Below are 19610 nucleotides of genomic sequence, written 5' to 3' on the forward strand. Positions count from 1 at the left end.
AGACGGAGGAGCCGGTGACGGCGACAGCAGCAGCACAGGAGCCGGAAAGGCGGACGATGGGCAGCCAGGCGGGCAGCGCGGGGACCGAGGTGGGCACGTCCGCGACGGCGGAGACGGCGAACGCGGGCCGCACCGCGCGCGTGCCGAAGTACTACCGCCTCAAGAAGCACTTGCTCGACATGACCGAGACGATGCCGCCCGGCACTCCGGTACCGCCCGAGCGCACCCTGGCCACCGAGTTCGACACCTCGCGCACGACCGTCCGGCAGGCCCTCCAGGAACTGGTCGTCGAGGGGCGGCTGGAACGCATCCAGGGCAAGGGCACGTTCGTCGCCAAGCCGAAGGTCTCGCAGGCCCTCCAACTCACCTCGTACACCGAGGACATGCGCGCCCAGGGTCTCGAACCCACGTCGCAGCTCCTCGACATCGGCTACGTCACCGCCGACGACAGGCTCGCGGAGCTGCTCGACATCAGCGCGGGCGGGCGGGTGCTGCGCATCGAGCGGCTGCGGCTGGCGAGCGGGGAGCCGATGGCGATCGAGACGACCCATCTGTCCGCCAAGCGCTTTCCGGCGCTGCGGCGTTCGCTCGTGAAGTACACGTCGCTGTACACGGCCCTGGCCGAGGTGTACGACGTGCATCTCGCGGAGGCCGAGGAGACGATCGAGACCTCGCTGGCCACTCCGCGCGAGGCCGGGCTGCTGGGCACCGACGTGGGCCTGCCGATGCTGATGCTGTCGCGCCATTCGCTGGACGGCGAGGGCAAGCCGGTGGAGTGGGTGCGGTCGGTGTACCGGGGGGACCGGTACAAGTTCGTGGCCAGGCTGAAGCGGCCGGTGGAGTAGCCCACGGCGTAAAGGCATACGTCCCGCGGTGTAGCGCAGCTCACCATCCTGCTCTACGGTCCTGCCGTTGTCGCATGTGACGGGAGGACGACCCGGTGCGTACCGCAGCCCCTCGAAACCGCACAAGCCCGCGAACCATCATCATCTGGACGCTCGCGGCGCTGGTGGGCGCCGCGGGCTGGACCGTGCTCGCGCTCTCGCGGGGCGAGGAGGTGTCGGCCGCCTGGATGGTGGCCGCGGCCCTCGGCTCGTACGCCATCGCCTATCGCTTCTACGCGAAGTTCATCGCGTACCGCGTGCTGAAGGTCGACAAGGCCCGGGCCACTCCGGCCGAGCGGCTGGACAACGGCATCGACTTCCATCCGACGGACCGCCGTGTGCTGCTGGGCCACCACTTCGCGGCGATCGCCGGCGCCGGGCCGCTCGTCGGACCTGTGCTGGCCGCGCAGATGGGCTACCTGCCCGGCACCATCTGGATCATCGTCGGGGTGATCTTCGCGGGTGCCGTGCAGGACATGGTGGTGCTGTTCTTCTCGACGCGGCGCGACGGGCGTTCGCTCGGGCAGATGGCGCGCGAGGAGATAGGGCCGTTCGGTGGGGCGGCCGCGCTGCTTGCGGCCTTCGCCATCATGATCATCCTGCTCGGGGTGCTGGCGCTGGTCGTCGTCAACGCCCTGGCCCAGTCCCCGTGGGGCACATTCTCCATCGCGATGACGATTCCGATCGCGTTGCTGATGGGCTTCTATCTGCGGGTGATCCGGCCGGGGCGGGTCGTCGAGGTCTCGCTGATCGGTGTGGCGCTGCTGCTGTTCGCGATCGTGGCGGGCCGCTGGGTCGCGGAGTCGTCGCTCGCGGACACCTTCACGCTCGAGCCGTCGACGCTGGTGATGTGGATGGTGGCGTACGGCTTCGTCGCGTCGGTCCTGCCCGTATGGATGCTGCTCGCGCCCCGCGACTACCTCTCCACCTTCATGAAGATCGGCACGATCGGGCTGCTGGCGCTCGGTGTCGTCATCGCGCTGCCGACGCTGAAGATGGACGCGGTCACGGACTTCGCGTCGCGCGGCGACGGGCCGGTATTCGCGGGCTCCCTCTTCCCGTTCGTCTTCATCACCATCGCGTGCGGGGCGCTGTCCGGCTTCCACGCCCTCATCTCGTCCGGTACGACGCCGAAGATGATCCAGAAGGAGACGCAGGTCCGGATGATCGGCTACGGCTCCATGCTGATGGAGTCGTCGGTGGCGGTCATGGCGCTGATCGCGGCCAGCATCATCGACCCCGGCCTGTACTTCGCGATGAACGCGCCCGCGGGCGTCATCGGGGACAGCGTGCAGTCCGCGTCGCAGGCGGTGGCGAACTTCGGCTACTCGATCTCCCCGGAGGAACTGGCGGCCGCCGCGAAGAACGTCGAGGAGGCGACGCTGCTGTCGCGGACCGGCGGCGCGCCGACGCTCGCCGTCGGCGTCTCCGAGATCTTCTCGCAGGTGACCGGCGGGGGCCTGCGGGCGTTCTGGTATCACTTCGCGATCATGTTCGAGGCGCTGTTCATCCTGACCGCGCTGGACGCGGGCACGCGCGTGGGCCGCTTCATGCTGCAGGACATGCTGGGCAACATCTACAAGCCGTTCCGGGACGTCAGCTGGAAGCCCGGACTCGTCCTGACCAGCGCCGCCGTGGTCGGGTTGTGGGGCTACTTCCTCTGGGTCGGCGTGCACGAGCCGCTCGGCGGGATCAACCAGCTGTTCCCGATCTTCGGCATCGCCAACCAGCTGCTCGCGGCCGTGGCGCTCGCCGTCTGCACGACCCTGCTGATCAAGTCCGGGCGCGTCAAGTGGGCCTGGATCACGGGGATTCCGCTGGCGTGGGACGCGACGGTCACGCTGACCGCGAGCTGGCAGAAGGTGTTCTCCAGCGACCCGCGCGTGGGCTTCTTCCAGCAGCGCGCGAACTACCAGGAGGGCATCGAGGCGGGCAAGGTCCTGCCGCCGGCCAAGAACATGGACGACATGCACACCATCGTCACCAACTCCACGGTGGACGGCGTGCTGTCGGCGGTTCTCGCCGTCCTGATCGTCGTCGTGATCGTGGACGCGGCCCGGATCTGCATCAGGCATCTGCGCAACCCGGAGGCGAGCCGGCTGAGCGAGGCGCCGTACGTCGAGTCGAAGCTGATCGCCCCGGCCGGGCTGATCCCGACGCAGGAGGAGAAGGCCGAGCTGGCCGCCGCCGGCCGCGACCGGGAGGTGACACAGGCATCGTGACCCTGCTGCTGAGAGGGCTGCGCTGGATGCGGTGGTACATGCGCGAGCTGACCGGTGAGTCGGCGTACGAGCGGTATGTCGCCCACGTCAGAAAGGACCATCCCACCGCATCCGTGCCGTCCCGGCGCGATTTCGAGCGGATGCGAACGGAGCGGCAGGAGGCGGATCCCCGGCAGGGGTTCCGCTGCTGCTGACCTGCACCGGATGCCTGCTGACCTGCACCGGAGCTCTTCGAGCCTTCCCGAACATCGTGTCCGGTATCCGGACAGGGGTTCCATAACCCGGACCCGTCCCTTAGATTTCCCCCGCACTGCCAACAGATCAGTGATCAATGGGGTCAGCGAGGGGACGGGAGCCGCCGTATGCCACAAGAACCTGAAGCGAGAGGGCCGGTCGTGACACCGGTGCGGGTGGTGATAGCCCTCTGCCTGTTCGCGCCGTTCGTCGCGATGCTCTGGGTGGGCTCCTACGCGAAGATCGAGCCGACGTTCATCGGCATCCCGTTCTTCTACTGGTACCAGATGGCGTGGGTGGTCTTCTCGACCCTGCTGACCATGGTCGCGTACCGGCTGTGGCAGCGGGACCAGGCCGCCCGCAAGGCCGCCCGTGAGGGGGGTGCGTCGCAGTGAACGACGGCGTGAACGGCGTGGCACTCGCCGTCTTCATCCTCTTCTTCGTGGCCGTCACGGTCATGGGCTTCCTGGCCTCGCGCTGGCGCAGGGCCGAGAACGAGAACAGCCTCGACGAATGGGGCCTGGGCGGCCGGTCGTTCGGCACCTGGATCACCTGGTTCCTGCTCGGCGGCGACCTCTACACGGCGTACACCTTCGTGGCGGTCCCGGCGGCGATCTACGCGGCGGGCGCGGCGGGCTTCTTCGCGGTGCCGTACACGATCCTGATCTACCCGCTGATGTTCGTCTTCCTGCCGCGCCTGTGGTCGGTGTCGCACAAGCACGGGTACGTCACCACGTCGGACTTCGTCCGGGGGCGCTTCGGCTCCAAGGGCCTGTCGCTGGCCGTCGCGGTCACGGGCATCCTCGCCACGATGCCGTACATCGCGCTGCAGCTGGTCGGCATCCAGGCGGTGCTCGACGTGATGGGCGTGGGCGGCGGCGAGAACACGCACTGGTTCATCAAGGACCTGCCGCTGCTGATCGCCTTCGGTGTGCTGGCCGCGTACACGTACTCGTCCGGTCTGCGGGCCCCGGCCCTGATCGCGTTCGTGAAGGACGCGCTGATCTACATCGTCATCGCGGTCGCGATCATCTACATCCCGATCAAGCTGGGCGGTTTTGACGACATCTTCGCCAAGGCGGGCGACGCCTTCGCGCAGATCAACCCGGCGACCGAGAAGCCGCGCGGCGCGCTGACCCCGGCCGATCCCTCGCAGTGGACCTACGCCACGCTGGCGCTCGGCTCGGCCCTCGCCCTGTTCATGTACCCGCACTCGGTGACGGCCGTGCTGTCCAGCCGCAGCCGTGACGTCATCCGCCGTAACTCCACGATCCTGCCGCTGTACTCGCTGATGCTGGGCTTCCTCGGCCTGCTCGGCTTCATGGCGATCGCGGCCGGCATCAAGGTGCAGAACGGGCAGCTGGCGATCCCGCAGCTCTTCGAGGACATGTTCCCCGACTGGTTCACGGGCGTGGCCTTCGCCGCCATCGGCATCGGCGCCCTCGTCCCGGCCGCGATCATGTCGATCGCCGCGGCCAACCTCTTCACGCGGAACATCTACAAGGACTTCCTGAAGCCCGACGCGACGCCCGAGCAGGAGACCAAGGTCTCCAAGCTGGTGTCGCTGCTGGTGAAGGTGGGCGCGCTGGTCTTCGTCCTCGGCATGGACAAGACGGTCGCGATCAACTTCCAGCTCCTTGGCGGCATCTGGATCCTGCAGACCTTCCCTGCGCTGGTGTTCGGCCTGTTCACGCGCTGGTTCCACCGCTGGGCGCTGATAGCGGGCTGGGCGGTCGGCATGGTGTACGGCACGGTCGCCGCGTACGGCGTGGCGTCCCCGACCCAGAAGCACTTCGGCGGCTCCTCGGCGGAGATCCCCGGCATCGGCGAGATCGGCTACATCGGTCTGACGGCGTTCGTGCTGAACCTGGTGGTGACGGTGGTCCTCACCTTCGTCCTGCGCGCGGTGAAGGCGCCGGACGGTGTCGACGAGACGTCGCCGGAGGACTACACGGGCGAGGCGGGCGACCCGGGCGTCAAGACGGAGCTGCCGCCGGCGACGGCGGGGGCCGCGCACTGAGTCCTTTTCGCACGTGACACGGGCCGCCGGGAAATCCGGCGGCCCGTTGTCGTACCCGTGGGGCACACTGCACCGCATGGACATCGTGATCAGGCGGGCGGAGCCCGGGGAGTACGCGGAGCTGGGCGAGATCACCGCGCGGGCGTATCTCGGGGACGGGCTGCTCGACTTCGGGGAGAGTGACGAGTACCTCGGCGAGCTGCGGGACGTGGCGAAGCGGGCCGCGGCAGCCGAGGTGCTGGTCGCCGTGGCGAACGACCGGGTGATCGGGGGCGTGACGTTCGTGCCGGCGGGCGGTCCGATGGCGGACATCGCGCGCGAGGGCGAGGCCGAGATCCGGATGCTCGCGGTCTCGCCCGAGGCGCGGGGCAGAGGTACCGGAGAGGCCCTTGTCCGCGCCTGCATCGACCGCGCACGGGCGGTCGACGGCTGCGTCCGCGTCGTTCTGTCCACGCAGCGCACGATGCACACCGCGCACCGGATATACGAGCGCCTCGGCTTCGCCCGTACCCCCGAGCGCGACTGGAACCCGATTCCGCATCTCGCCGACGTCATGCTGCTCACCTACGAGTTGACGCTCTGACACCCCGCTCAACACATCGAGACACAACATGTAGGGGTGCCACCGCAGCCCGGCACAAGATGTATGCTCATCTCGCTGTCGCCGCAGGGGAATCCGGTGCAAGTCCGGAACTGTCCCGCAACGGTGTACTGGTGCGCGTTCGTGTACCCGTAAGTCCGAGGACCTGCCGACGGCGCGCCCGGTCCGTCCGTTCCGGGTGCCGATGACGTCCGGGTCTCGCGGAGTGGGCCGGTGGACGCGGCCTGCGCTGCCCTGCGTGTGTGCCCGTGCGCCCGCTTCCCTCCCCGAGGCCCCGAGCCAGCGAGGGAGAGCTCCACGTGACCATCGCGCCAGCCGATCCGGCTTCAGTCCGCCAGGCAGAGGCCGAGCCCGAGTCGGGAGGTCCCGGTGCCGCGCTGCTGCGCACCCTGACCGACCTCACCGCCGACCTCCCCGACGCCGACCCCGGCCGGGTCGCCGCTGCCGCGCTGCGCGGCCGGTCCGCCGCCGCGGACGAGACCGAGCTGCGCGAACTGGCCACCGAGGCCGCTGCCGGGCTGATCTCGGAGGACCCGGCGTACTCGAAACTGGCGGCGCGGCTGCTGACGATCAGCATCGCCGAGGAGGCCGCATCCCAGGGCGTCCGGACCTTCTCCGAGTCGGTCGCGGCCGGGCACCGGGAAGGGCTGATCGCCGACCGTACACACGAGTTCGTACGGCTGCACGCGGCCCGCCTCGACGCGCTGGTGGACGCCTCGATCGCCGAGGGTGCCGACGACCGGTTCGGCTACTTCGGGCTGCGCACGCTGCACAGCCGCTACCTGCTGCGGCACCCGCTCACCCGGCGCGTCATCGAGACCCCGCAGCACTTCATGCTGCGGGTCGCCGCCGGACTCGCCGAGGACACTGTGCTTGATTCACAAGCGGGCCTCCGGTCCGTCGACGAAGTCGGTTCGCTGTACAGCCTGATGAGCCGCCTCGACTACCTCCCCTCATCCCCCACGCTCTTCAACTCCGGTACGCGGCACCCGCAGATGTCGTCCTGCTACCTGCTGGACTCGCCGCGGGACGAGCTCGACTCGATCTACGAGCGGTACCACCAGGTGGCCCGCCTCTCGAAGCACGCGGGCGGCATCGGCATCGCGTACTCCCGTATCCGCTCCCGCGGTTCGCTGATCCGCGGCACGAACGGGCACTCCAACGGCATCGTGCCGTTCCTGAAGACCCTCGACGCATCGGTCGCCGCGGTGAACCAGGGCGGCAGGCGCAAGGGCGCCGCCGCGGTCTACCTGGAGACCTGGCACTCCGACATCGAGGAGTTCCTGGAGCTGCGCGACAACACCGGTGAGGACGCCCGGCGCACCCACAACCTCAACCTCGCGCACTGGATGCCCGACGAGTTCATGCGCCGGGTCGACGCCGACGAGCAGTGGTCGCTGTTCTCCCCCGCCGACGTGCCCGAGCTGGTCGACCTGTGGGGCGAGGAGTTCGACGCGGCCTACCGCAAGGCGGAAGCGCAAGGGCTCGCGAAGAAGACCATCCCGGCCCGCGACCTCTACGGCCGCATGATGCGTACCCTCGCGCAGACCGGCAACGGCTGGATGACCTTCAAGGACGCCGCCAACCGCACCGCCAACCAGACGGCGGAGCCGGGCCACACGGTCCACTCCTCGAACCTGTGCACGGAGATCCTGGAGGTCACGGACGACAGGGAGACGGCCGTCTGCAACCTCGGGTCGGTCAACCTCGGCGCGTTCGTCGACACGGCGACCGGTGGCCTCGACTGGGAGCGGCTGGACGCCACCGTCCGCACCGCGGTGACCTTCCTCGATCGTGTCGTCGACATCAACTTCTATCCGACCGAGCAGGCCGGCCGCTCCAACGCCAAGTGGCGCCCGGTGGGCCTGGGCGCGATGGGCCTGCAGGACGTGTTCTTCAAGCTGCGGCTGCCCTTCGACTCGCCCGAGGCCCGGGCGCTCTCCACCCGTATCGCCGAGCGCATCATGCTCGCCGCGTACGAGGCGTCGGCGGACCTCGCAGAGCGCAGCGGCCCGCTCCCGGCCTGGGACAAGACCCGTACGGCCCGTGGCGTCCTGCACCCCGACCACTTCGACGTGGAGCTGACGTGGCCGGAGCGGTGGGCGGCCCTGCGGGAGCGCATCGCCGAGACGGGCCTGCGCAACTCCCTGCTCCTCGCGATCGCCCCCACCGCCACGATCGCCTCGATCGCAGGCGTCTACGAGTGCATCGAGCCGCAGGTCTCCAACCTCTTCAAGCGCGAGACGCTCAGCGGAGAGTTCCTGCAGGTCAATTCGTACCTGGTGAACGACCTGAAGCGGCTCGGCGTGTGGGACGCCCGCACCCGCGAGGCACTGCGCGACTCGAACGGCTCGGTGCAGGGCTTCGCCTGGATCCCCGAGGACGTACGCGCCCTGTACCGCACGGCGTGGGAGATCCCGCAGCGCGGGCTGATCGACATGGCGGCCGCCCGCACCCCGTTCCTGGACCAGTCGCAGTCGCTGAACCTGTTCATGGAGACGCCGACGATCGGCAAGCTCTCCTCGATGTACGCGTACGCCTGGAAGGCGGGCCTGAAGACGACGTACTACCTGCGCTCGCGCCCGGCGACGCGGATCGCCCGTGCCGCCCAGGCCCAGGCGCAGACCCAGAAGCCCATCCCCGTCCAGCAGGTCGCCGACCCCGACGCGGTCGCCTGCTCCCTTGAGAACCCCGAGTCCTGTGAGGCCTGCCAGTAATGACGACTTCTGCTGAGAAGAACCTGCTCGACCCGGGCTTCGAGCTGACCCTGCGCCCCATGCGCTACCCCGACTTCTACGAGCGCTACCGGGACGCCATCAAGAACACGTGGACGGTCGAGGAGGTCGACCTCCACTCGGACGTCGCCGACCTGGCGAAACTCTCGCCGGGTGAGCAGCACCTGATCAGCCGTCTGGTCGCCTTCTTCGCGACGGGCGACTCGATCGTCGCCAACAACCTCGTGCTGACGCTGTACAAGCACATCAACTCCCCCGAGGCGCGGCTGTATCTGTCCCGGCAGCTCTTCGAGGAGGCCGTCCACGTCCAGTTCTATCTGACCCTGCTGGATACGTACCTGCCCGACCCGGAGGACCGCGCTGCCGCCTTCGCAGCGGTCGAGAACATTCCCTCCATCCGCGAGAAGGCCGAGTTCTGCTTCACGTGGATGGACTCGGTGGAGAAGCTCGACCGCCTGGAGACCAAGGCGGACCGCCGGCGCTTCCTGCTGAACCTGATCTGCTTCGCGGCGTGCATCGAGGGGCTCTTCTTCTACGGCGCCTTCGCGTACGTGTACTGGTTCCGGTCTCGCGGCCTGCTGCACGGCCTGGCGACCGGTACCAACTGGGTGTTCCGCGACGAGACGATGCACATGTCGTTCGCCTTCGACGTGGTCGACACCGTACGCAAGGAGGAGCCGGAGCTCTTCGACGACCAGCTCCAGCAGCAGGTCACCGACATGCTGGAGGAGGCCGTCGAGGCCGAGCTGCAGTTCGCGCGCGACCTCTGCGGTGACGGCCTCCCGGGCATGAACACCGAGTCGATGCGGCAGTACCTGGAGTGCGTCGCCGACCAGCGGCTCACGCGCCTCGGCTTCGCTCCGGTGTACGGCTCCGAGAACCCGTTCTCCTTCATGGAGCTGCAGGGCGTCCAGGAGCTGACCAACTTCTTCGAGCGGCGTCCGTCGGCGTACCAGGTTGCGGTGGAGGGCTCGGTCTCCTTCGACGACGACTTCTAGGCCGCTTCGGGCGGCGCGATCTCTCAGGCCGCCCGCCCGAAGTCCCGCCGGCGGTCCCGCTCCCCACGGGGGAGGAGCGGGCCGCCGGCAGCGTCGTTCGCGGCCTCGGCGGCACGGAGCTGGCGGTCGATGCGGCGTTCGTGGGCCTGCCCGGCTAGTGCCGGGGCCGCGAGGAGGAGGAAGAGGGACAGGACGGTCAGGTAGTCCAGGAATGCGTTCATGTCGCTACTGTCGCGCGCTCCGGGCCACGGCATCAGTGGCAGAACAGTCGCCAACCCTCGAATTACTGCCACGCCTGCGGCACACTGGCAGACATGCTGAAGAACGTGGCCGCAGTGCTGCTCGACGGTGTGCATCCCTTCGAACTCGGCGTGGTGTGCGAGGTATTCGGCCTCGACCGCAGCGACGAGGGGCTGCCGGTGTACGACTTCGCGGTGGCTTCGGCGGAGGGTGCGGTGCTGAGCACGCACGCCGGGTTCTCCGTACAGACGGAGCACGGCCTCGACCGGCTCGAGGAGGCGGACCTCATCGCTGTGCCGGCGGGCGAGTCGTACGTGCACCGCGCCTATCCCGAGGAGCTGCTCGCCGCCCTGCGGCGCGCCACGGAGCGCGGCGCCCGTGTCCTGTCCGTGTGTTCGGGCGTCTTCGTGCTCGGCGCGGCCGGACTGCTGGACGGCCGCCGCTGCGCCGTCCACTGGCGGCACGCCGCCGAACTGGCCGTGCGCCACCCGCGGGCCCGTGTCGAACCCGATGTGCTGTACGTCGACGAGGGCACCGTGATCACCTCGGCGGGCACCGCCGCCGGCATCGACGCCTGCCTGCACATCGTCCGCGAGGAGCACGGTGTGGAGGTCGCCAACGCGATCGCCCGGCGCATGGTGGTCCCGCCGCACCGCGACGGCGGCCAGGCCCAGTACGTCGAGCGTCCGCTGCCCCACAGCCCGTGCGACACCGTCGGCAGCGTACTTGCGTGGATGGAGGAGCACCTCGACGAGGAGATCACCGTGGAGCGGCTGGCGGCGCGGGCCCATATGTCGCAGCGGACGTTCGCTCGCCGCTTCCAGCAGGAGACCGGCACCACGCCCTACCGCTGGTTGCTGCGCCAACGGGTCCTGCTCGCCCAGGAGTTGCTCGAACGTTCGGACGAGACCGTGGAGGCGATCGCCGGGCGCGCCGGTTTCGGCAACGCGGCGGCGATGCGCCACCAGTTCCTGCGGGCGCTGGGGACGACCCCGAACGCGTACCGGCGTACGTTCAGGGGCCCGCAGGCCGCCTGAACGTACAGCCCCTAGTGATAGCGCCCGGACGCCGAACAGAAGTCGACGGTGCCACGCATCAGCTGGCGTAGATCGGCGGCGTGACGGTAAATCGACGTCCGCTCCTCGACGGGCACCATGAGCGTGTCGAGAAACCGGGGGATCTCAGCCTCGTGTCTGAGGAAGGAGTCGGTGTACCCGCGGAGTCGTTCATGAATCTGCCGGAGGGCGTTCTCGCGTGTGAGATTCTGCTCATGCTCCAGAACGATCACCAGGTTGTGCTGATCGCCTGCGGCCTCTTCCTTCGCGAGGGACTGCACATCCTGGGTGATGTTGATGACCCGCCCGGCGATATGACGCATCGCCTTGAGGGGAGGGCTCTCCAAGAACTCGGGCTGCACCTCGTAGCCGCCGACCCGCTGAGCGGCATCCATCTCGAGCGGCCCCCCTCCCGTCACATCGCGAAGAGAAAGATATTCCTCGACATCCAGGGTGCGGCTTTCGCGACGGTGCTCGGTGCGTGTGCGGTACGAAGCGAACCAGTCCACCCAGTTCTTCCTTGTACGCGCGACGAACTGAGGCGACATCCCCTGGCACCAGCGCCTCCATATATCAGTGAAAGCCTTGATGTGGGGATCGTCGGACACCCGGGTCAGAGCTTCTGGGGACGAGGTGACGACCGCGGTCAGCGACGCGAAGAACCGTTCCGGACGGCCCGGCTCCTGGACGAAGGCCGGATCGTCGGGAAAGTCGCTCCAAATCGCCCACCAGGAAACCCAGTCGCCCACCAGATTCAAGCCTTCAATGGGCGCATCAGGGTAGTTGAGGCAGGCGAACAGCGCCATGCCATGACGATCGTGACGCCGCAGTTCCGCCTCTCCGGAAACCAGCCCCACCCGCTGGACCCACTCACGACTATGGGCGGCCACACGGTCACCTTCGTGACTGATCCTGTACGGGAAAGGCAGATCGAACGGCCAAAGGCGAAGCTCTTCCTGGAATGCCCTGGGTCCCGGCAAGGTCACCGCAGGGAACGACTCGACGGAGTTGTCCAGCCGGGAAGAAGGTGTGGCTACCTGACTTGTCATGGCACGCTCCTTATCTGCCCGCGACCAACGGGCGTCACAGCTATGCCCCGCTTGCGAGAAACCCTTGTCCGCAGTCGTGGCCCACACCGGGCCGTACTCTGCGCTGCCTTCGCCAAGGCCCGGACAGCAGGACCCTTGACGTGTACACAATTACAGCGCGTGTGCGGCGCACAAAGTGCCTGTGCGGCGCGGCGCACCGCTTGCAGACCCCTTCCGGCCGTGGACCACGTCGCCATGAACAGCCCCCTCTCCGCCGCCGGCGGCGCCACTCCCCCCCTGTCCTACCGGGCGCGCGCACCCTTGCATATCCCGTGTGCCTTTCATTCAGTGCACAAGCGACCGCTCGCGGAACGTTTCTGCACTCGTCGTCGCTCCGACAATGGCCGAGAAAGCGCTCTTGACAGGCCGGATTTGGGCCATCTGCGACCGGATCTGACCGATCCGAGTCGGAAAAGTGCTGTACACAGAGATCGGCGCCTGTCCGAGAAAACCCGGACAGGCGCCGATCGTCGCCGGCCCCAGCCGCCTCAACGGCGCCTGGAGCCCCATGAATCGAGGGGAAGCGGGCGGGTCAGTCGTTCGGAACGACCGGGTAGCGCGGCGTTCCCTCGGCCATCTGCCGCAGCGCGTCCTTGCGGTCGCGCTTCGAGAGCCGGTCGATGTACAGGTACCCGTACAGATGGTCCGTCTCGTGCTGCAGGCACCGCGCGAAGTAGCCGGTACCGCGCACCGTGATGGGGTTGCCCTTCTCGTCCTGGCCCGTCACCACCGCGTAGTCGGGGCGGGCCAGTGAGGCGTAGGCGGTCGGGACGGACAGGCAGCCCTCGTTGGAGTCGTCGAGGCGGCGCTGGTCGGCCGGGAGCTCCTGGAGCACCGGGTTGCAGACCACACCCACGTGCCGCACGCCCTCGTCGTCCGGGCAGTCGTAGACGAAGACCTTCAGGTCGACGCCGATCTGGTTGGCGGCGAGGCCGACGCCCTCTGCGGTGCGCTGGCTCGCGAACATGTCGTCGACGAGCTGCGCGAGCTTGTCGTCGAACTCCGTGACGTCCTTGCACTCCTTGTGCAGGACAGGGTTGCCGACGACGGTGATCGGCCGGGACGTCCCGCGCTCGCGGTAGGCCGTCTCACGGGCCTCGCAGTCCACGGTGTCGATGACGAAGCCCTCGTCGTCCACGGGGAGAACCGCCGAGCTCCCGGCCCGCTCCTGCTCAGTGTCCTGCTGCGCCATCTCCGCCGTACGCCTTCCATGGAAACCTTCGAATGTGGTGCTGGTACAGCCTACGGGGAGGAATCAGCGACGCGGAATCAGAGGAATCAGCAGACTTCTTCGAGATCAGCAGACCTCTTCGAGATCCCGCCAGTCCCGGGTCTCAGGGCTGTCGGCCACCCAGCCGTCCAGCAGCCCGCGTACCAGGGAGGCGGGCGCGGCTATGCCGCACTCCCGTTCGGGCACCCACAGCTGCCCGTCGGTGCGATGGCCGAGCGGCCCGGGGTGGCCGGGCTCGCTGTGGTCGTGCGGATCGAGGTGGTCGCCATCGCCCTCGTCACTCGGCATCCGGCTCTCCGAGCACATACGGCACAGCAGCCGGACGGACGACGACCAGTCCTCGGCGGCGAAGCCGGCGTCGGCCGCGAGCCGCTCCAGGGCGTCCCGGTCGGCCTCGGTCTCCGCCTCCAGGAGCACGACCCAGGTGGGCACGGGCGAGGGGGCCCACAGCTCGATCTCGTCGAAGACGGGGTACGAGTGGCCGGTGGACGTCGTGCGCTCGCCGTGCGGAACACCGTCGTGCAGCACGACCTCGCCCCAGCGTCGCCCCGATGACGGCAGTGGCACGGAGAGCACTTCTATCCGCGCCGGGCAGAGCCTGCGGCCCCACACGACCTCGGCCTCGCCCTCCGGCGAGAGCCGCACGGCCGCGCTGCCGAGCTCCATGCCGGTGGGCTGGCCGCCGGCCGCCGCACCGCCCGGCACCCGCAGCCCGTACGCCTGCCAGGCCCGCCTCGCCAGCGGCCAGTCCTGCAGGGCGGTCGCCGCGATGCCGACGTTCCACCAGTCGGGGGCGCCCGTGTCCCGGTCCAGCAGGGCCACCGCGCGCAGCCCCGCGGCCCGCGCCTGCTCCCAGTCGTGCCGGAACTTGTGCAGAAGGGCGAGGTTGAACCAGGACTCGGACAGCCACGGCTCCAGGTCCGCCGCGCGTGTCAGCAGCGCTCCCGCGTCCTCGTACCGGCCGTCCCCGATGAGCGTGAACGCCCGGTCGGTGGCCTGCCGCCATGACGCGGAGGGCCGATGCCGTCCCTTGCCGAAGATCCTCACCATTCCCGCCTGCCAGTGTTGAGAAAGACAGTGCAGCCTCGGACCTGCCCCTGTTCTTCGCATCCAACCACGTACGGTCGGACGGGCGCTCATTACCCATCGGTTACCCGACCTAGGGCATGGTCAGACGGCCCGCTGCCACAGGACCGAGGTCCCACGCGACAGCACCCGGACGAGCGATTCCACCACCTCCGGCGCATAGTCGTGGCCGGTGGCAAGACGCAGCCGCTCCAGCGCGGTGAGCGGCCCGCCGGGCCCCTCCTCGCGGACCAGTTCGTCGTAGGCGTTCGCCGCCCGCACGATACGGGCCTGCAGAGGCTGGTCGCGGTACGGATCGGCCTGCCGCTCCACGACGACGGCGACCTCGGCGGGCACCCCCGTCTGGCGCACCACGGCGCCGCCGAGCAGGGCGATGCGCCGCTGCTCCTCGGCGGGCAGCACCGCGGTGGCCCCGGCCGGGACGGGGTCGACGAGGGACAGTTGCCCGATGTCGTGCATCAGGGCCGCGTACTCGAGGACGGTGAGGTCCGGCTCGGACAGACCCAGCTCGCGGCCCACCGCGCGGCTGATCGCGGCGACGCGGCGGGCGTGACCCGCGGGCGTGTATCCGGCGATCTCGGTGGCCCGGGCGAGGGACGCGATCGTCTGCCGGTAGGTGGTGCGCACCGCGGCATAGCGGCGGTAGGCGAGCTGCGTGAGCAGCAGTGGCAGCGAGAAGACGGGCAGCGCCCACAGTCCGGCGACGGCGACCGCCAGCGACATCACCGCTCCCGTCGCGCAGACAGCGGAGCCGATGCCGAGCATGGCGCGCAGTTCGTCCCGCAGGAGGGGCCCGAACGGCCAGCCGGTGCGGGCGTGCGCCATGGCCGCGGCGAGCACGGCGTCGCAGAGCGCGGTGAGCGCGAGGATCCCGACGACCCACAGCGCGTGGTACGGCCCGCTGCCCACCCACTCCTGCAGTTTCCCCGAGTTGTACAGCGGCTGGACGCAGACTGCGGCGAAGACCACCGTCAGCACACGCCGCGCCATGGAGTCCAGAGAGGGCCCGCGGCCCAGCGCCACATGGGGCACGCATCCGACGAGCCCCGCCGCGACGGCAACGCTGATCACCTGGGCGACGCCGTGCTGCGTCGGCTGACCCGCGTTGTCGCCGAGCAGCGCGTACGCCAGCGCCCCAGCGGTCGCCAGCGGCGCGGGCTCCCGGTCGACGGCCGCCCCGCCACCGCTCCACCGCGCCAGCTCCCCGACGACGATGAGCACCCCGAACGCCAGAGCGGTCCCGCGATCGTCGAGCCCGCGCCAGAAGGTCCAGCCGAGGGCCCCGAGGACGACCAGGGCGGCGGATGCGTACACGAGGGCGGGAACGCGGGCGGGCATACGGGTCCGGAATCGGCCCTTGCCCGGTGCGGGCGCGGAGTGACGGGGTTTGTGTGGCATGGAGCGGTGCGGGGACTTCGTGGGGGCACGGTGTGCGGGCTTTGTGGCCTTGGTTGCGGAGGGGCGCGGGGTGGGGGCCGCGGAGTGGCGCGGCGCCTGCGGGTCCGGGCCCCCGTGCCCGGTCACGAGGCGTTGTCCGCACGGACGGGTGCCCGCCGCGCGGCGGGCACAGTCCCGTCACGGCTGGACTCGTCCGCCGTGACGGCCGGGTGCCAGCCGTGGCGCTCGAGGGCGCGCACCAGGGCCCGTACCATCTGCGGGTCGAAGTGGGCCCCCGCGCACCGCTCCAGCTCCTCCACCGCGACCGCGACCGGCCGTGCCCTCCGGTACGACCGCGTCGAGGTCATGGCGTCGAAGGCGTCGGCAACCGCGACCACCCGCGCGCACTCGGGAATCTGGCTGCCCACGAGCCCGTACGGGTAGCCGCTGCCGTCGAGCCGCTCGTGGTGGTGCAGGATCGCCGTCCGCGCCTCCCCCAGGAACCCGATGCCGCGGACCATCTCGTGGCCGTACTCCGGATGCAGCTCGATGACGCGCCGCTCCTCAGGGGTCAGCGGCCCGTCCTTCCTGAGCAGCCGTGTCGGTACGCCGAGTTTCCCGACGTCGTGCAGGATGCCGGCGAACCGCAGCACCTCGACCCGCTCGTCGTCCATCCCCAGCTCCCGCGCGATCATCATCGAGGCCTGCCCGACGCGCTCGCTGTGCCCGCGCGTGTACTCGTCCTTGATGTCGACCGCCTGAACGAGTGCCCGAATGGTGGCCCGGTGAGCCGTCTGCTCGTGGTGGTACTGCGCGAACGCCCAGCAGGAGACGTACATCGGCAGCAGTACGAGCAGCGCGGCGAGCGGACCGTACGGGCTGCGCCAGAGCACGGCCATCATCAGCCCGGCGAGCCCGTGCACCCCGACGGGCGCGAGCGAGCGCAGAAGCAGCCCCCGCCACGCAGCGGCCGGCACCGGCGCACCTCCCCGTCGCCTGAAGGGCACGGGAGGCAGTCCCCTCGTCGCCGCGAGGATGCCGCTGTCCAGGTACGACAGCACGCAGCAGAACGCCACTACCGCGGCCCCGGCAGGCACCAGGACGTACGGGAAATCGGCGGCCGCCACGGCGCCGCGCCCGCCCAGCGGCGCCTGCACCGCGGCTGCGGCCCAGGCGCTCAAGGCGAGTTGGGCGGCGCGCCAGACCCGGCGTACCCACTGGGGCCGCTGCTCGGCATGGGCCAGCAGCCCGCCGGGTACGGCGACCAGCGCGGCGGCCGCAGGCGGCAGCAGGAACGCTCCGGCAAGCAGTACGGGGAAGAAGGTGCCCATGCCTTCGGGGGCCCGCCGCCCGGCGATGCGGAACCGCGGCGCCTGCTCACACCAGGCGTACAGCAGCGCGAGCAGCGCGACCGCGGGCCACTGGGTGCGCGGCGTCAGCGCGGGAGCCGCACAGGCGGCGGCGCCCACGGCGACGCAGGCGATGAAGACGCGGGCACACGGCGGAACCGACCGCATGGCGCTCCCCTCGCGTGGCCCAGGCCGTGCGGGCCGGGCAAGCCGTCAAGGCTCCGGAGAATAGAGCGGCGGGCGGGGCGCAGGGGCGGCAATGGGTGATTCCCAGGGCGCCACGGCCACGGATTAGCACATTCGGGTGATCTTATTGCATACAGACCGTGGACCTGAGGAGCACCGACGGCCGCGGACTGCAGAGCACGAGCACGGACAGGCCGCGACGAAAACGTCGCGGCCTGTCCGTGTGTGCGTGTGTGCGTGTGAGGGTCTCAGCCCTCCTGGACCCTGGGGCCTCTCAGGCCTCCTGGGCGCCCGTCGGCAGGTCCGAGACCGTCACGTCGTGATCGGGGACGGACTGGCCGGACCGGATCAGCTCGATCCGTCCCATTACCTTCTCCCGCAGCCCGGCGGGCACGTCGTCATGGCCGCAGCACCGCTTGACCAGCTTCTTCACGGCCTGCTCGAGCCCGTACTTCTCCAGGCAGGGCGAGCACTCCTCGAAGTGGTGCTCGAACTTGCTGCAGTCGGTGTCCGGCATCTCGTGGTCCAGGTACTCGTAGAGGTGATCGAGTACCTCACTGCAGTCAGTCTCGTGCGGCTTTCCGCAGCTCATGAGCCCGACCCTTTCGCTTCGTCCGACTCTCCGGCGCCGGCCGGGACGAGCCCGCGGTCACGGGCGTAGTCCTCCAGCATGCCCCGCAGCTGGCGGCGGCCGCGGTGAAGCCGCGACATCACCGTACCGATGGGCGTACCCATGATGTCCGCGATCTCCTTGTACGCAAAGCCCTCAACGTCCGCCAGATACACGGCGATACGGAACTCTTCGGGGATCGCCTGCAGCGCCGCCTTCACGTCGGAGTCGGGCAGGTGGTCGAGCGCCTGCGACTCGGCGGAGCGCAGACCCGTCGACATGTGCGACTCGGCGCGCGCCAGCTGCCAGTCCTCGATCTCCTCGGCGGCACTGCGCTGCGGCTCGCGCTGCTTCTTGCGGTAGCTGTTGATGAAGGTGTTCGTCAGGATGCGGTAGAGCCACGCCTTGAGATTCGTACCCTCACGGAACTGGTGGAACGACGCATACGCCTTCGCGTACGTCTCCTGCACCAGGTCCTCGGCGTCGGCCGGGTTGCGGGTCATGCGCAGCGCGGCCGAGTACATCTGGTCGAGGAACTCCAGGGCATCCCGCTCGAAGCGCGCGTTGCGCTCGGCGGCCGTCTCCGTGCCCTCGGGCTGATCCGCCTGGCCGTTGTCGGTCCCTGCGTCGGTCCCAGTGACCGGACCCACCTCCTCAAGCAATGCAGCAGGGCCGGGTCGGACCCCACTCGAATCGGAGGATAGACGACGATCCGGTCCGCCCGCCGCCCGAATGGGGGCGTTTTTGGCCGCGTGCAGCACCGTCCAGTCCAGGTCAGTGGCGCTGCGGCGGCTCGGGCAGATGGTCGAACCCATGCGGCGGACTTCCTCTCCTACGAACGGTCCGGTACCGGAATGTCGGTACCGTCTGTCCGCCACAACAGTGGTTCGGGGCTCGAACATTCCCGGCAGGCGACAGTGGCGTCATTCGAGTGACGCAAGCCACTCCACGACACCGCCGGTGATGATCTCCAGCGCCTCGTCCTGGCCGATCTCCGACCGCTTCGGCACGGCGAACCCGTGATCGCCGTACGGCACCTCGACGAGCTCGAAGTCTCCCTCCGGAAACTCCTGCGGCTTCCCGAAGGGGTCATTGCCGCCCTGCACGACCAGCGTGGGTACGCCGGCGCCGAGCAGCTCGTCGGCGCGTGACTTCTCCGGCTTGCCGGGCGGGTGTAGCGGGAAGCTGAGGGCGAGCACGGCGTGGGCGCCCAGCTCGGCGGCCGTACGGCAGGCGACGCGGGCCCCGGCGCTGCGCCCGCCGGAGACGACGGGCAGCCCGGGCTTCTCCAGCGCAGGCCACACCCCCCGCCACCCGACGTCCAGCGTCTTCGGCGCGGGCGCCACCTTCTTCCCGGCCACCCGCCAGGGCTGCTCGACGAGCGCGACGGTCACCCCCTGCGCGGGCAGCACGGCGGCAAGCGCCCGGAGGTCCCGCGCCTCGATGCCCCCACCGGCCCCATGCCCGAGGGCGAGCACGGCCCGGGACTTGGCCTTCGCCGGGTGCCAGGTGATCCGGGCCGGACCGGCGTCCGTTTCCACGTTCTCGGTACGCATCACAGCCCCATACTGCCGCGGCTACTGCTGTGGCCGCTGTTGCCGTTACCGCCAGGGGCGCTGGGGGCGCCCGCCGCTACCGCTGTGGGCAATCGTTCCGCAGGGCTGGGGCACCTCCCAGCGGTAGCTGGGGGAGGG

At 69.6% G+C, this 19610-nt stretch carries 18 protein-coding genes and 1 riboswitch; of the genes, 9 read left to right on the plus strand and 9 right to left on the minus strand.

All coding sequences use genetic code 11. The annotated features are described in order from the left end of the window. Window positions 1-56 precede the first annotated feature (56 nt). The 8 genes from STSP_RS15825 to STSP_RS15860 all read left to right on the plus strand — a co-directional run bounded on the left by STSP_RS15825 (window position 57) and on the right by STSP_RS15860 (window position 9694). Complete coding sequence (locus STSP_RS15825; RefSeq protein ID WP_067277748.1) at window positions 57-845, plus strand: GntR family transcriptional regulator; 789 nt, start codon at window positions 57-59, stop codon at window positions 843-845. Window positions 846-940: 95 nt separating this feature from the next. Beyond that, window positions 941-3106, plus strand: coding sequence for a carbon starvation CstA family protein (locus STSP_RS15830; RefSeq protein ID WP_067277749.1), 2166 nt, complete (start codon window positions 941-943; stop codon window positions 3104-3106). A 26-nt stretch (window positions 3107-3132) separates the two neighbouring features. Beyond that, a complete protein-coding gene (locus tag STSP_RS15835) occupies window positions 3133-3300 on the plus strand; it encodes a YbdD/YjiX family protein (protein WP_078067219.1) in 168 nt (55 codons plus the stop codon). Between the two features lie 168 nt (window positions 3301-3468). Beyond that, on the plus strand, window positions 3469-3735 hold the full coding sequence (locus STSP_RS15840; protein WP_067277755.1) for a DUF3311 domain-containing protein: 267 nt from the start codon (window positions 3469-3471) through the stop codon (window positions 3733-3735). Beyond that, window positions 3732-5360 (plus strand): monocarboxylate uptake permease MctP, encoded by a 1629-nt coding sequence (gene mctP / locus STSP_RS15845; RefSeq protein WP_198547354.1) that lies wholly within the window; start codon window positions 3732-3734, stop codon window positions 5358-5360. Before STSP_RS15840 ends, mctP begins: the two co-directional genes overlap by 4 nt. Window positions 5361-5436: 76 nt before the next feature. Next, window positions 5437-5943, plus strand: coding sequence for a GNAT family N-acetyltransferase (locus tag STSP_RS15850; protein WP_067277855.1), 507 nt, complete (start codon window positions 5437-5439; stop codon window positions 5941-5943). Between the two features lie 62 nt (window positions 5944-6005). After that, window positions 6006-6128, plus strand: a riboswitch (cobalamin riboswitch). Between the two features lie 132 nt (window positions 6129-6260). After that, window positions 6261-8678: a ribonucleoside-diphosphate reductase subunit alpha gene (locus STSP_RS15855; RefSeq protein WP_067277758.1), complete on the plus strand. Its 2418-nt coding sequence runs from the start codon at window positions 6261-6263 to the stop codon at window positions 8676-8678. Beyond that, window positions 8678-9694, plus strand: a complete 1017-nt coding sequence (locus tag STSP_RS15860) for a ribonucleotide-diphosphate reductase subunit beta (RefSeq protein WP_067277760.1) — start codon at window positions 8678-8680, stop codon at window positions 9692-9694. The genes STSP_RS15855 and STSP_RS15860 overlap by 1 nt, the downstream gene beginning before the upstream one ends. Before the next feature lie 23 nt (window positions 9695-9717). Here STSP_RS15860 and STSP_RS15865 read toward each other — a convergent pair whose 3' ends face one another. Next, the gene (locus STSP_RS15865; RefSeq protein WP_067277763.1) at window positions 9718-9915 is read right to left on the minus strand and encodes a hypothetical protein; all 198 of its coding nucleotides are present in this window, start codon (window positions 9913-9915) and stop codon (window positions 9718-9720) included. A gap of 93 nt (window positions 9916-10008) precedes the next feature. Here STSP_RS15865 and STSP_RS15870 point away from each other — a divergent pair, with 93 nt between their 5' ends. Next, complete coding sequence (locus STSP_RS15870) at window positions 10009-10971, plus strand: helix-turn-helix domain-containing protein (protein ID WP_067277767.1); 963 nt, start codon at window positions 10009-10011, stop codon at window positions 10969-10971. Window positions 10972-10982: 11 nt separating this feature from the next. Here the strand turns inward: STSP_RS15870 and STSP_RS15875 are convergent, their stop codons facing one another. From STSP_RS15875 to STSP_RS15915, 8 genes are all read right to left on the minus strand, one after another. Beyond that, on the minus strand, window positions 10983-12038 hold the full coding sequence (locus STSP_RS15875; protein ID WP_157902842.1) for a terpene synthase family protein: 1056 nt from the start codon (window positions 12036-12038) through the stop codon (window positions 10983-10985). Between the two features lie 571 nt (window positions 12039-12609). Then, complete coding sequence (def, locus tag STSP_RS15885; protein ID WP_067277775.1) at window positions 12610-13269, minus strand: peptide deformylase; 660 nt, start codon at window positions 13267-13269, stop codon at window positions 12610-12612. 105 nt (window positions 13270-13374) lie between these two features. Beyond that, window positions 13375-14355, minus strand: coding sequence for a tetratricopeptide repeat protein (locus tag STSP_RS15890; protein WP_067277858.1), 981 nt, complete (start codon window positions 14353-14355; stop codon window positions 13375-13377). Window positions 14356-14478: 123 nt separating this feature from the next. Continuing rightward, entirely contained in the window at window positions 14479-15732 is a 1254-nt protein-coding gene (locus tag STSP_RS15895; RefSeq protein WP_067277778.1) for an HD domain-containing protein, read from the minus strand. A gap of 182 nt (window positions 15733-15914) precedes the next feature. Then, window positions 15915-17288, minus strand: a complete 1374-nt coding sequence (locus tag STSP_RS15900) for an HD-GYP domain-containing protein (protein ID WP_067277780.1) — start codon at window positions 17286-17288, stop codon at window positions 15915-15917. Between the two features lie 292 nt (window positions 17289-17580). Then, window positions 17581-17898, minus strand: coding sequence for a mycothiol system anti-sigma-R factor (gene rsrA / locus STSP_RS15905; protein WP_067277782.1), 318 nt, complete (start codon window positions 17896-17898; stop codon window positions 17581-17583). Then, on the minus strand, window positions 17895-18566 hold the full coding sequence (gene sigR / locus STSP_RS15910) for an RNA polymerase sigma factor SigR (RefSeq protein ID WP_067277785.1): 672 nt from the start codon (window positions 18564-18566) through the stop codon (window positions 17895-17897). The genes rsrA and sigR overlap by 4 nt, the downstream gene beginning before the upstream one ends. 273 nt (window positions 18567-18839) lie before the next feature. Continuing rightward, window positions 18840-19472, minus strand: coding sequence for an alpha/beta hydrolase family protein (locus STSP_RS15915; RefSeq protein ID WP_067277788.1), 633 nt, complete (start codon window positions 19470-19472; stop codon window positions 18840-18842). Between the last annotated feature and the right edge of the window lie 138 nt (window positions 19473-19610).

This window comes from Streptomyces jeddahensis (assembly GCF_001642995.1).
Taxonomy (GTDB): domain Bacteria; phylum Actinomycetota; class Actinomycetes; order Streptomycetales; family Streptomycetaceae; genus Streptomyces; species Streptomyces jeddahensis.

Bases quoted from the DNA above. Each gene is read 5' to 3' on its own strand.
- STSP_RS15825 (WP_067277748.1), top strand. From the start codon at position 57: ATGGGCAGCCAGGCGGGCAGCGCGGGGACCGAGGTGGGCACGTCCGCG.
- STSP_RS15835 (WP_078067219.1), top strand. From the start codon at position 3,133: ATGCGGTGGTACATGCGCGAGCTGACCGGTGAGTCGGCGTACGAGCGG.
- STSP_RS15840 (WP_067277755.1), top strand. From the start codon at position 3,469: ATGCCACAAGAACCTGAAGCGAGAGGGCCGGTCGTGACACCGGTGCGG.
- STSP_RS15850 (WP_067277855.1), top strand. From the start codon at position 5,437: ATGGACATCGTGATCAGGCGGGCGGAGCCCGGGGAGTACGCGGAGCTG.
- STSP_RS15860 (WP_067277760.1), top strand. From the start codon at position 8,678: ATGACGACTTCTGCTGAGAAGAACCTGCTCGACCCGGGCTTCGAGCTG.
- STSP_RS15865 (WP_067277763.1), bottom strand. From the start codon at position 9,915: ATGAACGCATTCCTGGACTACCTGACCGTCCTGTCCCTCTTCCTCCTC.
- STSP_RS15870 (WP_067277767.1), top strand. From the start codon at position 10,009: ATGCTGAAGAACGTGGCCGCAGTGCTGCTCGACGGTGTGCATCCCTTC.
- STSP_RS15875 (WP_157902842.1), bottom strand. From the start codon at position 12,038: ATGACAAGTCAGGTAGCCACACCTTCTTCCCGGCTGGACAACTCCGTC.
- def (WP_067277775.1), bottom strand. From the start codon at position 13,269: ATGGCGCAGCAGGACACTGAGCAGGAGCGGGCCGGGAGCTCGGCGGTT.
- STSP_RS15895 (WP_067277778.1), bottom strand. From the start codon at position 15,732: ATGCCCGCCCGCGTTCCCGCCCTCGTGTACGCATCCGCCGCCCTGGTC.
- STSP_RS15900 (WP_067277780.1), bottom strand. From the start codon at position 17,288: ATGCGGTCGGTTCCGCCGTGTGCCCGCGTCTTCATCGCCTGCGTCGCC.
- rsrA (WP_067277782.1), bottom strand. From the start codon at position 17,898: ATGAGCTGCGGAAAGCCGCACGAGACTGACTGCAGTGAGGTACTCGAT.
- STSP_RS15915 (WP_067277788.1), bottom strand. From the start codon at position 19,472: ATGCGTACCGAGAACGTGGAAACGGACGCCGGTCCGGCCCGGATCACC.